Below are 14,502 nucleotides of genomic sequence, written 5' to 3'. Positions count from 1 at the left end.
ATTCGTCGTGTTAAAGTTTAGTGTTTAAAGTTTAAATAAATTTAAATAGTTTCTCAGTAGGTTTCCGTACTTTTTTAAAATTCTGAAACTCATCTTCTTCCGAACGGTAACCGAGGGCTAAAGTCACGGCAACTTTTTCTTTGGTCACTTCTAAGCCCAGAATATCATCAATTGTTTCTTGCTTATACCCTTCCATAGGGCAGGTGTCTACCTTTTCTATTGCGGCTGCAAACATCAAGTTTCCTAAGACGATGTAACATTGCTTATCTGCCCAGATTGTCATCTGCTCGGGGGTTAATCGTTCCATATGATTGCTGATGCTAACCTGAAACGGATTGAGACTTTCTAAAGGAACCGCTCTCGTTTCGGAAATATGATTGAAGTAATTGCCTATATATTCGGAGCCAATCTTTTTTTTAGAAACAATCGCTATTAAATGCGAACATGTTGAAATTTGCGAGGGATTGTAAAACGCCGGAATAAGTTTCTCTATCATCTCCGCATTTTGTACGATGATTAAACGGTACGGTTGCAGGCCCAGAGAACTCGCCGAAAGCCGTGCAGCCTCTAAAATATGAAAGAGTGCCTCAGTGGAAACTTTTTTTTCAGGATCAAATTTTTTCACCGAATATCTTTTGTTCAGTGCATCAAGGTAATTCATCTAACAAAGATAATTAAATGAGACGGATTTTTTCGGGTGAATCTTTTTAAGTGAATGTTCTTCGAGTGGATCGGTGAATGGTAAATTTTTACGAGTGAATTTTAAATATGCGTTCCAATATTTTTGACTTGTCAAAAATAACTTAATGAATCTTAACATCTTAACCCAAATCTTAAGGGTTAAATTTCTTGATTTAAAAGAGTAAATGACGAATTTATCTGAGTGAATAAGTCAATGTTGAATTGAGTGATAGCGAATTTTCAAAAAATGCACTATTCATAGCAACGCTAATTGACTATTGTAAATTGACCATTCACTCGGAAGCAAAATGACTGTTAGAAAAGTCCACCGTTCTGCTGGTGTTCGAAAAACTCATCAATCAGCAAAGGTTCTGTTTGTGCCGCTTTAACCGCGAGTTCATCACAGATTTCGTTTTCAAGATGTCCAGCGTGTCCTTTTACCCAATGAAAAGTAGTTTGATGTGCTTTAATTAAAGGAACCATTCTCTTCCACAAATCAGGATTTTTTACATTTTTAAAACCTTTTTTGATCCAGCCGTAAATCCATTTTTGATTGATGGCATCAGAAACATATTTGCTGTCGGTGTAAATGTGAATATCGTTTTCAGTAGATTTTAGTTTTTCTAAAGCCACAATCACTGCTAACAACTCCATACGATTATTGGTCGTCATTCGAAAACCTTGCGAATATCTTTTTTCGTAATTTTTTTCCGGTACTTTCATCAAGATTCCGTACCCGCCTTTTCCGGGGTTTCCACTGCAAGCTCCGTCGGTAAAAATTTCGATTTTAAGTGCCATTCTTAGAATTGAAAATCATCGTCGTCATCATCTGCATCATTCATTGAAGAGCCTGAAAGGTTTTGTTTGCTCGGTAAGTCAAAGGCAGCACCAGGATCAATGGTGGTTTTAATTTTTTCAAAACCTCCCGGCGCATCTTGTTGCGCGAAGTTTGATGATTGATAGCCGTAACCACCTCCAAATAAATCGAGGTCGGCAAATTTGGCAATATTTTTATAAAACGACATCCTCACATCGGCTGTGGCGCCATTTCGGTGTTTGGCGATGATTAATTCTGCCTGATTTTCGGTGGAAGATTCGCCGCCATCTTCATCATTGTCCCAATTGGCAATTTTATAATATTCCGGACGGAATATAAAGGATACAATATCTGCGTCCTGCTCAATGGCGCCCGATTCCCGTAAGTCAGAAAGCATGGGTCTTTTACCAGGGCGTGTTTCTACACTTCTGGAAAGCTGGGAAAGTGCGATCACAGGAACATTGAGTTCTTTTGCAATCGCTTTTAAAGAACGGGAAATCATGGCGATTTCCTGCTCCCGGTTTCCGGCACCACCTTTTCCAGAATTGGCGGTCATCAGCTGAAGATAATCAACCATAATGATTTTTACGCCGTGTTGCATCACCAATCTTCGGCATTTTGCACGGAAGTCAAAGACCGATAGCGATGGTGTTTCGTCGATATATAAAGGAGCATTTTCTAAGGCAGAAACATTGGAGAATAAGCGTTGCCATTCTTCGTCACTCATTTGTCCCTTTCTTAGTTTCTCCGAAGAAATGCCTGTTTCAGAAGCGATCATTCTGGTAATCAACTGCACAGAAGCCATCTCGAGCGAGAATAAAGCCAAAGGAATATTATGTTCTACAGCAATGTTTCTGGCCATTGAAAGAAGGAAAGCGGTTTTTCCCATGGCGGGACGGGCGGCAATAATAATTAAATCTGAATTTTGCCAACCTCCTGTTTCTTTGTCAATATCTTTAAATCCTGAGGGAATCCCAGAGATTCCTTCTTTGTCTTTTAAGGCTTTAATGGTTTCAATCGCTTTTGATACCAACGTATTTGCGGTGTCAAAACCTTTTTTGATGGTTCCGTTGGTGATTTCGAAAAAGGATTGCTCGGCTTTATCCAAAAGTTCAAAAACATCGGTCGATTCTTTATAGGAGCTGTCGATCACATTGGCAGAAACATTAATTAAACTGCGTAAAATAAATTTCTCTAAAATAACCCGAACGTGATATTCGATATGCGCACTCGACGAGACACCCATGGTTAAGTCGATAATATAATGATCGCCACCGGCAAGGCCAAGTTTTTCGGATTTTTTTAATTCTTGGATAACCGTCATTAAATCTACGGGATGATTTCCTTCAAATAATTTAACGATGGATCGGAAAATCTCTTGATGTCTGGGGTCGTAAAACACATCGGGGGTCAATAAATCGATAGAAAAATCAAGTCCTTTTTTATCAATTAAAAAAGTACCGATAACGAGTTTTTCGAATTCTATTGCATTTGGGGGCATTTTGCCATCGGAAATCGAGAGTTCCTTTGCGAAATTACCATGAATTAATGAAGATAAAGTTTCCTTTTGTGCCATGTGACAAAGATAGTTTTTTTAAGTTTTCGTTTAGAATATTTAATTAACAATATCTTGGTTGTGATGATTAATTTATTGATTTTTAACCGGTTGTCATGTTGGTAAGTCAAAATGAGACCGGGTTTTTATAGTAGCCCGGATCGCAACGGAAATCCTTTTTTCGGCGGTGGCTGCAGGTGCAGCGAAAAAGATTGCAGTGAAGAGCCGGACGGGTTTTGTAAGAAGCCAAAACCAAGTTGCTCCTAAAAATCTAATAGTTCATTTTGCGAAGTTTCGGATTGGTTGTACCGACTAAAAGTGCAATTAAAACGGTCATGGTTCCCCCGAAAACAACGGAGCGAACGACGCCTAAAAGTTTGGCTGCAACGCCACTTTCAAACTGGCCCATTTCATTGCTGGACATGATGAAGATAGAGTTGACACTTAAAACACGACCGCGAATATGATCCGGTGTTTTTAACTGAACAATGGTGCCACGGATGACGACCGAAACCCCATCGAGCATGCCGCTGGCCACAAGTAAGAGAAATGACAGCCAATATAATTGAGACAGCCCGAAACCGATGATGCATAAACCGAATCCAGCGACGACTGCTAAAAGAATTTTACCTTGATTTTTGCGTAAAGGAATAAATGCCAATAGCGTGATCACGCACATGGAGCCGATGTCGGAGGCGGCATTGAGTAGGCCAAAACCTTCAGACCCCACCTTTAAAATATCAGTAGCGAAAACCGGAATCATCGCCACAGCTCCACCAAATAGGACTGCAAACATATCCAGGAAAAGTGCGCCCAGGATTTCTTTGGTTTTGTAAATATAAGCAAGACCTTCGCGCATACTTTTGACTACACCCATCGTTCTGTCGGTATTTTCAGAGGGATGTTTTTTGAGAAGCCAGAAAAAAATAGAGGAGAAAATCATTAAACCCACAATCACGAGAATGGTTCCCGAAATATTGATCCAATGAATCAGAAAACCGCCCAAGGCGTGACCAGAAACCGACGCCGTCAGAAAGGTGGCTTGATTTAAGGTGATTGCATTTGGAAGTGTTTCTCTGGAAACGATTTTCGGTATCATTGATGGAATAATTGGACCGATAAAAGCACGGCAAAATCCGGTAAAAAAGATGACTGCATAAATAAAATAGGAAATCTGAAGGTTGCTGAAATGTAATAACTGATGTCCAAAAAACGCGGGAATCGCCAATAAAGCAATCAGGAAAACATAGCAATAATTGCAGATGAGCAGCAGTCTTTTTTTCTCGGAATTATCAATTACATGGCCCGCATAAAGTGCAGTTGAAACAGCGGGAATCACTTCTGCTAGGCCGATCAAGCCAATGGCAAAAGGGTCTTTAGTCAATTGATAAACCCACCAACCGAGTAATGTTGCCAACATTCTAAACGACAAAATCAGAAAAAACCGACCGGTCATGAGATTTCGAAATTCTGGAATTTTCAGCGTTTGAATGGGTTGCAGTGAAATCATTTTGCAAAAGTAAATTTTAGAAATGAAAAATCATTTAAGAATCTTGTGCAACTAATAATTTTTTTTGCCAGGAATGCATGAATTTATTTCTGCCTATTTTATTTCTGTTTAAGAGATTTTGTAAATTTTAAAGAGATGCGTTGGCAGTTTTTTCGTGAATTCGTGGCTTCGAATCTTCATAAAAAAAATTATCTTTGAAAAATGAACTGGATTTTATTAATTATCGGTGGTTTGTTTGAAACTGGCTTTGCAATGTGTCTTGGAAAAGCGCAAGAGACTTCTGGGCGCGAAAGTTATTTTTGGTGGGCAGGATTTATAATTTCTTTATTCTTAAGTATGTTGTTGCTGTACAAAGCAATTTCTGTTGGAACCAATCCAATTCCGATTGGGACGGCTTATGCAGTTTGGACGGGAATTGGTGCGGTCGGTGCGGTCTTTATGGGGATTTTTATTTTTAATGAGCCGGCGACTTTCTGGCGACTATTTTTTGTGTTTACCTTGATTGCATCGGTGATTGGATTGAAAGCGGTTTCTAATACATAAATTGTAGTAATCTTAGTTTTTATTATATTTGGTTGGGTTTATAGTGTTTGTGTTCTATTTTTTTATAGTATATTTGATAATTAAACAAATAAATTTTAAATTATGAAAATAAAATTACTTTTTTTGATGTTAGCAGGAACATTTACAACAACTTCTGCACAGACTCTTTTACAAGAGAATTTTGACAACATTAATGCATTAACTTCTTGGACTCAAACCAATCAAAGTTCACCTGTGGGCACTATTACTTGGTTTCAAGGAAACGACACCGTATTTCCTGCTCAGTCGGGAGCTGCTACCACCTACATCGCTGCTAATTTTAATAATACGGCAGGAGCAGGAACAATCAGTAACTGGTTGATCACGCCCAATATTATGGTTCAAAATGGGGATGTACTTAAATTCTGGACCAGAACAGTGGCGGGAGCATCTTATGCCGATCGTCTTGAGGTAAGATTATCTACAGGTTCCACATTTACGACCCCAGTTGGTGCTACAGATACGGGCTCATTTAGCAACGTTCTGCTAACGATTAATCCAAGTCTTTTAACCGGACCAACAAATTATCCAGATGTGTGGACAGAGTATACCATAACGATTGCTGGTTTATCAGCAACACCAGTTTCGGCAAATATGGCTTTCAGATATTTTGTTACGGATGGAGGTCCTTCAGGAAATAACTCTAACTATATTGGTATTGATACTTTTTCTGTGGAAAGACCAAATATGGCAGTTACTGATGTAAGCAAAGTGAAAATGGCGGTTTATCCAAACCCAACTTCAGATTACTTGAAAATTAATACGACTGCTAAAATCTCATCTGTAGAAGTATTTGATATTTCTGGTAAAAAAGTTCAGGCTATTTTTGACGGAATCTCTGTAGATGTTCAAAAATTAGAAAAAGGTTCTTACGTCATTAAAATTAATGGTGAAGAAGGAAATTCAACACAGAAATTTATTAAGAAATAAATCTTAATTTTTATTAATGATGAAGCCCTCTATTTGAGGGCTTTGTTGTTTAGAATCGAAGTCTAATCTATTAATTAAGAAGGGGGTTGAACTCATAATTATTTCTTTAAACATTCTAGAAACTCCGCAATTTTTCGGTCATTTGCCAAACGTGGAATTTTATTTTGTCCCCCTAATTTTCCTTCAGATTTTGCATAATCCTGAAAAGCATTTTTCTTTAAAGCGGTGATTATTAAGGGTTTTAAAATTCGTCCGGAAATTAAATCATCATAATAAGAGTTTCTTTTACGCATTTCGTCGTCGAGGGTTTTTCTAAATATTTCCAGATCTGCAGGTTCTTTTTCAAATTCGATGAACCATTCGTGAAACGGCAGACCTTCGACCGGATTGACTTGTGGTGCTAAATGAAACTCGGTGATTTGGGCCGGAAATTTTTCCACCGTTGCTTTCAAGGATTCTTCAACTTCAAACGCAATTACGTGTTCACCAAAAGCAGACGTGAAATGTTTGGTTCTTCCCGACACCAAAATTCGATATGGATCTTTTGAAATAAACCGAACCACATCACCGATGGAATAAGCCCAAAGTCCCGAATTGGTCGTCAGAATTAAAGCGTAGTCTTTGTGAAGTTCAACCTGTTTTAAGGTTAATCTTCTTGCCTGGGGCTTTCCGTAATCTTCTAGTGGAATGAATTCATAGAAAATTCCATGGTTGGTTAAGAGCAATAAACCTTCTTTGTTAAAATCATCTTGGAACGCAAAGAAACCCTCGCTCGCCGGGAAAGTCTGCAACGTATCTACGGGTTTACCCAAGAGTTCATTCATTTTTTCGCGGTACGGTTCATAGTTCACGCCACCCGTAATAATGAGTTGAAGATTAGGGAAAAGTTCCGTTATTTTTTTACCATTTCGTTCGATCAATTTTTCAAAATACATAATCAACCAAGGCGGAATCCCCGAAATTAAAGTCATGTTTTCCTTTTCGGTTTCTTTTACAATTTCATCAACTTTGGTTTCCCAATCTTCGATAAGGTTGGTTTTTAAACTTGGCAAACGGTTTTTTTGTAAATAAGAAGGAATATGATGCGCGACAATGCCAGAAAGTCGGCCGGTTTTGATGCCGTTGATTTCCTCTAATTCGGGACTTCCTTGTATGAAAATCATTTTCCCCGCGACAAAATCAGCATTGTTTTGCTGCGCGATGTAATGAAAAATTGCGCTTTGGGCTGCCGCAATTTGATAGGGCATGGCTTCTTTGGAAATCGGAATGTATTTGGAGCCGGAGGTTGTACCCGAAGTTTTTGCAAAATATTCCGGAGTTTCTGGCCAAAGAATATGGCGTTCTCCTTTTTTTACTTTTTCAATATATGGTTTTAGGTCTTCATAATCGGCAATTTGAACTCGATTTTGGTAGTCTTGAACACTTTTGATATTTTCAAATTGGTGGGTTCTGCCAAATAAGGTTTTCTCGGCGGTTCTAATCAAAGAAAGTAAAACTTGCTCTTGATTTCTAACTGCATTTTCTTTAAAAGACTGCGTTCCTTTAACATGATTTTTCGCCCAAATTAAAGCGATATTTTTCTTAATGAAATTGATCATAGCGCAAATTTAAAGCATTTTAGAAATAAAGCCTTAGCCCTAATGAAAAATTAAACAAGGTGGCTTTAGAATAATATTGATCGGCAGCCGCGTTATCCATTTCGGTTAGCGTCGATAGAAAGTATAATCTTGGGCCACCCAGCACATATAACGAATTGTTTTTGGTGATCGAGTAAATGCCTTTTGCACCGATAATAAAAGCTGTTCCTCCCTCCTGAAAACCGTTGCTTCTGTAATTCGATTTGCTATTGATCTGTATACTTCCGGCACCAATATTTCCTTCGAGCTCAAATTTCTCAGTCGCTTGGTAGCGATAAAAAGCTACAATATCAAGGGAGGTGAGGGTAGGACTATGAAGATCACCAAAAACCGAAACATCTTTTACATCAGAAAATCCCCTGTGGAATTCGATGCTTAAACCCAGATTATTGTACAGTTTTCCCGAAAGTCCAAAACCAAATCCTGTAAATGGCTTGAGCCCGTCTGCAATAAAATTATTGCCAATTCCGAAAAAAGTATTTCCTTGAAGTTCAAAGGAAAATTTATTTTGTTGTTGAGCGCATAAATATCCCGAAACGAAAAGCAAAACAAATATATATTTTCTCATGGTTCAAAGGTTATTTGTGGAAAATTGAAATAGCTTTTTTCATTTGGCAGAACGATGCTTAATGAATCGTACGATAAAATACAATTGCTTGTAGTGGCGGTAAATGATTTTATTTTCCGGTCAAAAGACAATGTTTTTTCCCCAGTAGTTCCAGGGCCGCCAAGTTTGAAACTCCCATCGGTTTGTGATGTTGTTTCTGAAATTAAAATAGTACCGGACTGTAATTTAACAGGAATGCCTGCTGAATTCGAAGCGATAAGTTTACCCTCCACAGACACTCTGGAATTATTAAGGTATTCTGGTTGGCAACTGCTGTTTGGTGCCATTAAAAATAATGCGCCATAAAGGTTACAAATAAGCAAAAGTGTTTTCATTAGAATTAATTTTAAAAATTATAGCGATAACCCATATTGAAACTTAAGAAAATAGACCGATCATAAAACTTCTTAATTTCTGTATTTTCATTATAAATATTGGTAAAATATAAATTAACTTTTCCCGAAATAAAAACCTGTTGATAACCCTCCCGATCCAAAGTGTATAAGCCTTTTGCGCCGAGATTAAAGCCGGTGGCATTGTCTTTTAGTTTCTGATTTTTTGCGTCAACTAATAAATTCGTTTGTCGGTAGAAACTAAAACCAGCCATTTCTTCAAGAGAGAAATCTTCTGAAATAATTTCTCGATGGGTTAGATATACATCGATATTGGTGATTGTTGGAGAACCAATGTTTCCATAGCGGTTTTGTTCACTATATTTCACATTAGAAAATAGCACATTGTAATCGACTCCAACACCAAAGTTGATGGGTGTCATTAAGTTTCCACCAAAACCAAATCCGTAAAAAGGCATCAGTAATTTTGCCAAATGATTATTTCCAAGGGGTTTCATAGCAATCATTTTTACTTCGATATTGGAAACCACGTCAAGAACATTTTTCTTTTTTTGGGCAAAAAATACGGTAGAAAATCCGAATAGAAGTAGTAGTGCTATTCTCATTTTTCCAAAATTATTTCGTTAAAAGTAATGTAGGTAATGCCTGCTGGAATTTGAATCTGCTTGGCATCGGCAGAAAGCGTACAGCCTTTTTTTAAAGTAGAAAATGATTTTATCTTTTTATTGAAAACCAATGAAAATGAATCTGATAATAAGGGTCCAGATAATACAAATTCACCCGAACTATTTGAGATTGTTTCGGCAATATTTTTTCCATCGCTCGATAGATGAATGGTAATTTCATCTAAGATTAACTGGTTTCCTGTGATTGTTCCTTCCACGTAAGCGCGTGCATGGTCTCTGTTTTCTGACCTGCAGCCCACAAAAACGCTGAGCGAAAAAAAAGCAAGTATGACCAACAAAATTTTCATCAATTTTTTTTTTAAAGGTAATAAAAAACCCTCGAAAATAATTTCGAAGGTTCTCAACGTAAAATAGGTTTTATTTCGTTTTGTACCTTTTATCAGGAGTTCCATCTTTTTTTAGACCCTTATTGGTTTTGTATCTTTTATCCGGAGTTCCGTCTTTTTTCAATTTAATGCCAGAATTTGTTGTTGTTGGATTTGATGCTTTTGCGTTTTTAGCAGTTTGCATTTTTTGTCCTTTTGCTGGCGGAACAGAAGGTTTTGTGGTAGCTACTTGTTGTGCACTTGCAAGTCCCAGACCTAAAACAACGGAAAGCGCGGTGAATAATTTTTTCATTTTTTTTTAAAATTAAATTAGTATTGCGTTATTTTTCACAAGTGTAAATTTAGCTAAATACTAAATTCAAAAATAAAACGGCCAGATTTTAACCAAAGTTTAACGCATTCAACAGTGGTTTATGGATTTATTTTTGAATCTCTTCATACTGTTATCCAAAAATTAATTCCTTAAATTTGCAACTTCAAACGATTTCGGATGGCTTCCGAAATCGATTTTCCCGTTTTTAGACCTTTTCGTTTAAAGACAAATTGATTGTCAGAAAATTTATGCAGTTAAAAAATATCAACGAGACTTTTCTACCCCAGCTTCTACACTTAGGTTTTGGGCAAGAATTGTTCGCGCATCTCGATCAAAATAAGCATCTTACTGTAAAATCTTTTGCGGGTTCTTCGCCTGCTGTTTTTGCAGCGGAATTGTTTTTAATAAAGAAAAAATCCCTGCTTTTTCTGACCGATGACAAAGAAGATGCACTTTACATCACCGCAGAATTAGAAGATTTGTTGGGCAAAGAAAATGTCCTTTATTTTCCGCCCACTCATTTAGAACCTTATCAAATTGAGAAAACTCAAAATGCCAATCTGGTCTTGAGAACCGAAGTTCTAAATAGAATTCACAATGATAAAAAACCGCGGGTTATGATTGCACCTTTCGGGTCATTGGCAGAAAAGGTAATGAAAAAAGATGATTTCAAAGCGATTTCCCACACCATTAAAACAGGCGATCAGCTGGATTTTAATTTTACCGAGGAATTGCTGCATCAATTTAATTTTAACCACACCGATTTCGTGTCCGAGCCAGGCGAGTTTTCGGTAAGAGGTGGGATTGTAGATGTTTTTTCTTATTCTAATGAAGAGCCCTATCGGATTACTTTTTTCGGAAATGAAATCGAGAGCATTAAAACTTTTGATATCGAAACCCAACTTTCAAAAGAGAAGATTAAAGAATTTCAGTTGGTTTCTAATATGAATTTTTCAGCACAAGGAACGAAAGTTTCTTTATTTGATTTGGCACCGAAAGATTTAGTTGTTGTCACCAAGAATGCCTTTGTTGGTTTTACTTTAATCAAAGGGTTTTATGAAAAAGCAGAAGCGAAGTTCGGAACTTTAACGACTGAGATTAGGCAGCTTCCACCAGAAGAACTTTTTGTGTCGGAAGAAAATTTCATAAAAGACCTCCACAAATTTGAGTGGATCGATTTTACGTTACAAGAAGTCAAAGGGAGTGGTGCAGCCATCATTCAATTAAATCAAACGCCACAACCGAGTTTCCATAAAAAATTTGAACTCTTGCTGGAGGATTTAGAAGAAAAACAAATGGAGGGTTTCCAAACCTGGATTTCATTCTCTACCGAAAAACAGAAAGAACGGTTAGAATCGATTTTTGAAGATTTGATTTCGCAACAAAATTCTTTATCGTTTTCAGAAGATGAAACTGACGGAAAAGATATTTCAGAGAAGCAATCAAAAAATTTATTTAAGTCTTTTAAATCAGAACTTCATGAAGGGTTTATCGACCTCGATCATAAAATTTCTGTGTATACCGATCATCAGATTTTCGATCGATATCAGCGATTTAAAGCTAAAAACTCCTTTGCTAAATCAGAACAGATTACGCTAAAAGATTTAATGCAGATGAAAGTCGGTGATTATATTACCCACATCGACCACGGAATCGGGAAATTCATGGGCTTGGTAAAAGTCAACAATAATGGCAAAGTTCAGGAATGTTTTAAACTGACCTATAAAAATGGAGATTTGCTTTACGTAAGTATTCATTCCTTAAATAAAATTTCGAAATATAACGGCCCAGACGGCAGGGAAATCGTTTTGTCTAAACTTGGATCTCCCGCGTGGAAAGCGTTAAAACAAAAAACCAAAGCCAAAGTAAAACAAATCGCTTTTGATTTAATCCGTTTGTATGCAGAACGGAAAACCGCGAAAGGCTTTGCCTTCGCACCAGATTCTTATTTACAAAATGAACTGGAGGCAAGTTTTATTTACGAAGACACGCCGGATCAGGAAAAAGCAACCGTCGATGTAAAAACAGACATGGAAAACGAAACCGTAATGGATCGTTTGATTTGTGGTGATGTAGGTTTTGGTAAAACAGAAATCGCTATCAGAGCGGCCTTTAAAGCGGCGACTGATGGAAAACAAGTGGCGATTCTCGTTCCGACCACGATTTTAGCTTTTCAACATTACCGAAGTTTTACCGAAAGATTGAAAGATTTTCCGGTGACGATTTCTTACATGAATCGGTTTCGGTCGGCCAAACAAAAAGCCGAAACGCTAGAAGGGTTAAAGACTGGGAAAATAGACATCGTGATTGGCACCCATCAATTGGTGGGAAGTTCAGTGAAATTTAAAGATCTAGGACTTTTAATTATTGATGAAGAGCATAAGTTTGGGGTGGCTGTGAAAGACAAGCTGAAAACCATCAAAAGTAATGTAGATACTTTAACTTTAACAGCGACACCGATTCCGCGGACTTTGCAATTTTCTTTGATGGCTGCCAGGGATTTATCAGTGATAAAAACACCTCCGCCCAACCGACAGCCAGTTGAAACCTCAATTGTAGGTTTTGATGAAGAATTGATTCGGGATGCCATTTCGTATGAAATTCAACGCGATGGTCAGGTATATTTCATTAATAACAGAATAGAAAATCTAAAAGACATCGCTGGATTGATTCAGCGTTTAGTTCCAGACGCGAAAGTAATTACGGGTCATGGGCAAATGGATGGCAAACAACTGGAGCGAAATGTCCTGGATTTTATGGAAGGAAAATATGATGTGTTGGTTTCTACCACGATTATTGAAAGTGGCGTAGATGTTCCGAATGCCAATACGATTTTCATCAATGATGCGCAACGTTTTGGCATGGCAGATGTGCACCAAATGCGTGGTCGCGTGGGTAGAAGTAACAGAAAAGCTTTTTGTTATTTGATTACACCACCGTTTGATATGGTGACTTCTGATGCCCGAAAAAGATTAGAAGCGATTGAACAGTTTTCGGATTTAGGCAGTGGTTTTCAGATTGCGATGAAGGATTTAGAAATCCGTGGTGCTGGTGATTTATTGGGTGGCGAACAAAGTGGGTTTATCAATGAAATGGGTTTTGATACCTACCAGAAAATTATGCAAGAGGCACTCGAAGAATTGCAGCATGATGAAGAATTCGAAGACTTATTTGATAATGAAGAAGACCGTAAAAAACTCTTTAAATCAACCAAAGAAGTGAATATTGATACTGATTTGGAGTTGATGTTGCCCGATTCTTATGTTCAAAGTATTGAAGAACGCTTGTCACTGTACCAAAAATTATCAGAAATTGAAAATAAAGAGGGCTTGCATAAAATTGAATTAGAATTAATAGACCGTTTTGGAGTTCTGCCTTCGGAAGCGATTAATCTTTTAAAATCAGTAGAATTAAAATGGATTGCGGCCGACATTGGCTTCGATAAAATCGTGGTGAAGAACGGAATTTTCTTGGGGTATTTTCCACCAAACCCACAAGATAAATTTTATCAAAGTGATCAATTTAAAAATATTATTTCTTATTTATCGAAGAATCCGAAAGAAGCGACTTTAAAAGAAAAAAGCAGCAAAGAAGGAAATCAACTCCTGATGCGCAAAGAAAATGTACAAAATGTAGATGAGGTGAATGCGGTTCTTGAAAGAATTTTGGGGAAATAGTTTTACGTTTTTAATTAAAGGAAAACCGATAATAATTTTTGCTTTACGATCGTTTTTTTGATCCAACTAAGTTTTTATGAAACGTTCCTCCCTTTTCGAAAAGGAAGAAAATTTTGTTAGCAACGAATAATCTCAATACGCTTTTTGTCCCATATAATTTCCGGGTGGATCATAGTTGGCTACGACAATATAATAACCATTGGTACATTTTGCTGAACCAATTCCAACTTTTTTTGTTTTGCGCCAAATCATTTGGGAGTAATGTCCGGCTGCATACCAATTGGTATTGTCTAAAACTACATTTTTAAATTTACTGATTTCGTTATACCACGCTTTAGAAGCATCCGTTGCAGAGCCAGAAGATGATGGTCGCAAAGCAATGTTTTCTCCATAACCTTTGGTGTTTTCTGCGGAAGATCGATGCCGAAGCTGGCAGCCGTTTTTTGCAAGGTTATTGGCCCATTCTTGTGCATAACCACTAATTTCTGCAGACCACAAAAGAGGCTCTACTGCGACTTCTTTTCTCGCTTGGTTATGAAAGGCTAAAGCTTCATCAGCTTCCTTTATAGAAATATTAGAACCGGAAAGAGGTGTCGTTATGTTTTGTAGGAGGTCTTTTTTTACAGATTCTCTATTCTCAACAGGGCTTTGCGCTTGAATACCCGCGATCATTAGTCCAAATAATACGGTGATTAATTTTTTCATGGTTTTTGTTTTTAGTATTCAAAATTAGTAAAAATAGCAACGGAAATAAAAAAATCAAGAAAAAAAGGTTGAGAATTTTCGCGAGTGAAAAATGAGAAGGTTTGGTCTTATCCATATTCGATT

Annotated in this window: 14 protein-coding genes; 3 read left to right on the top strand and 11 right to left on the bottom strand. The window is 37.3% G+C overall.

The features are described from left to right. Positions 1–31: 31 nt before the first annotated feature. From QWY78_RS07040 to QWY78_RS07025, 4 genes are all read right to left on the bottom strand, one after another. On the bottom strand, positions 32–661 hold the full coding sequence (locus QWY78_RS07040) for an NAD(P)H-dependent oxidoreductase (RefSeq protein ID WP_290217937.1): 630 nt from the start codon (positions 659–661) through the stop codon (positions 32–34). Positions 662–996: 335 nt separating this feature from the next. After that, positions 997–1,479, bottom strand: coding sequence for a ribonuclease HI (rnhA, locus tag QWY78_RS07035; protein ID WP_290217935.1), 483 nt, complete (start codon positions 1,477–1,479; stop codon positions 997–999). Between the two features lie 2 nt (positions 1,480–1,481). Continuing rightward, complete coding sequence (gene dnaB, locus QWY78_RS07030; RefSeq protein ID WP_290217933.1) at positions 1,482–3,074, bottom strand: replicative DNA helicase; 1,593 nt, start codon at positions 3,072–3,074, stop codon at positions 1,482–1,484. A 250-nt stretch (positions 3,075–3,324) separates the two neighbouring features. Then, the gene (locus tag QWY78_RS07025) at positions 3,325–4,563 is read right to left on the bottom strand and encodes an MFS transporter (protein ID WP_290217930.1); all 1,239 of its coding nucleotides are present in this window, start codon (positions 4,561–4,563) and stop codon (positions 3,325–3,327) included. A gap of 201 nt (positions 4,564–4,764) precedes the next feature. Between QWY78_RS07025 and QWY78_RS07020 the strand changes: the two genes are divergently transcribed. Both QWY78_RS07020 and QWY78_RS07015 read left to right on the top strand, forming a co-directional pair. Continuing rightward, positions 4,765–5,106 carry a DMT family transporter gene (locus QWY78_RS07020; RefSeq protein ID WP_290217928.1) on the top strand — a complete coding sequence of 114 codons (342 nt, stop codon included), beginning with the start codon at positions 4,765–4,767 and terminating at the stop codon, positions 5,104–5,106. Positions 5,107–5,208: 102 nt separating this feature from the next. Continuing rightward, a complete protein-coding gene (locus QWY78_RS07015; RefSeq protein ID WP_290217926.1) occupies positions 5,209–6,075 on the top strand; it encodes a T9SS-dependent choice-of-anchor J family protein in 867 nt (288 codons plus the stop codon). Positions 6,076–6,173: 98 nt separating this feature from the next. On the opposite strand, the gene QWY78_RS07010 is transcribed toward QWY78_RS07015, so the two are convergent. The 6 genes from QWY78_RS07010 to QWY78_RS06985 are packed head-to-tail and all read right to left on the bottom strand — an operon-like array spanning position 6,174 to position 9,976. Further along, positions 6,174–7,673: a GH3 auxin-responsive promoter family protein gene (locus tag QWY78_RS07010; protein WP_290217924.1), complete on the bottom strand. Its 1,500-nt coding sequence runs from the start codon at positions 7,671–7,673 to the stop codon at positions 6,174–6,176. A 19-nt stretch (positions 7,674–7,692) separates the two neighbouring features. Further along, on the bottom strand, positions 7,693–8,280 hold the full coding sequence (locus tag QWY78_RS07005; protein WP_290217922.1) for a hypothetical protein: 588 nt from the start codon (positions 8,278–8,280) through the stop codon (positions 7,693–7,695). Then, on the bottom strand, positions 8,277–8,654 hold the full coding sequence (locus tag QWY78_RS07000) for a hypothetical protein (protein WP_290217920.1): 378 nt from the start codon (positions 8,652–8,654) through the stop codon (positions 8,277–8,279). The genes QWY78_RS07005 and QWY78_RS07000 overlap by 4 nt, the downstream gene beginning before the upstream one ends. 11 nt (positions 8,655–8,665) lie before the next feature. Further along, the gene (locus QWY78_RS06995) at positions 8,666–9,277 is read right to left on the bottom strand and encodes a hypothetical protein (RefSeq protein WP_290217918.1); all 612 of its coding nucleotides are present in this window, start codon (positions 9,275–9,277) and stop codon (positions 8,666–8,668) included. Then, positions 9,274–9,750 (bottom strand): hypothetical protein, encoded by a 477-nt coding sequence (locus QWY78_RS06990; RefSeq protein WP_290217916.1) that lies wholly within the window; start codon positions 9,748–9,750, stop codon positions 9,274–9,276. The genes QWY78_RS06995 and QWY78_RS06990 overlap by 4 nt, the downstream gene beginning before the upstream one ends. Further along, positions 9,716–9,976, bottom strand: a complete 261-nt coding sequence (locus QWY78_RS06985) for a hypothetical protein (protein ID WP_290217914.1) — start codon at positions 9,974–9,976, stop codon at positions 9,716–9,718. The genes QWY78_RS06990 and QWY78_RS06985 overlap by 35 nt, the downstream gene beginning before the upstream one ends. Positions 9,977–10,245: 269 nt before the next feature. Between QWY78_RS06985 and mfd the strand changes: the two genes are divergently transcribed. Then, positions 10,246–13,674, top strand: a complete 3,429-nt coding sequence (gene mfd, locus QWY78_RS06980; RefSeq protein ID WP_290217912.1) for a transcription-repair coupling factor — start codon at positions 10,246–10,248, stop codon at positions 13,672–13,674. Between the two features lie 132 nt (positions 13,675–13,806). On the opposite strand, the gene QWY78_RS06975 is transcribed toward mfd, so the two are convergent. Beyond that, positions 13,807–14,379 (bottom strand): CAP family protein, encoded by a 573-nt coding sequence (locus QWY78_RS06975; protein ID WP_290217910.1) that lies wholly within the window; start codon positions 14,377–14,379, stop codon positions 13,807–13,809. Positions 14,380–14,502 lie beyond the last annotated feature (123 nt).

Source organism: Kaistella yonginensis (assembly GCF_030409525.1).
Classification (GTDB): Bacteria; Bacteroidota; Bacteroidia; order Flavobacteriales; family Weeksellaceae; genus Kaistella; species Kaistella yonginensis.
Note: the sequence above shows the minus strand (reverse complement) of the source record. Positions and strands in the feature narration are given on the sequence as shown.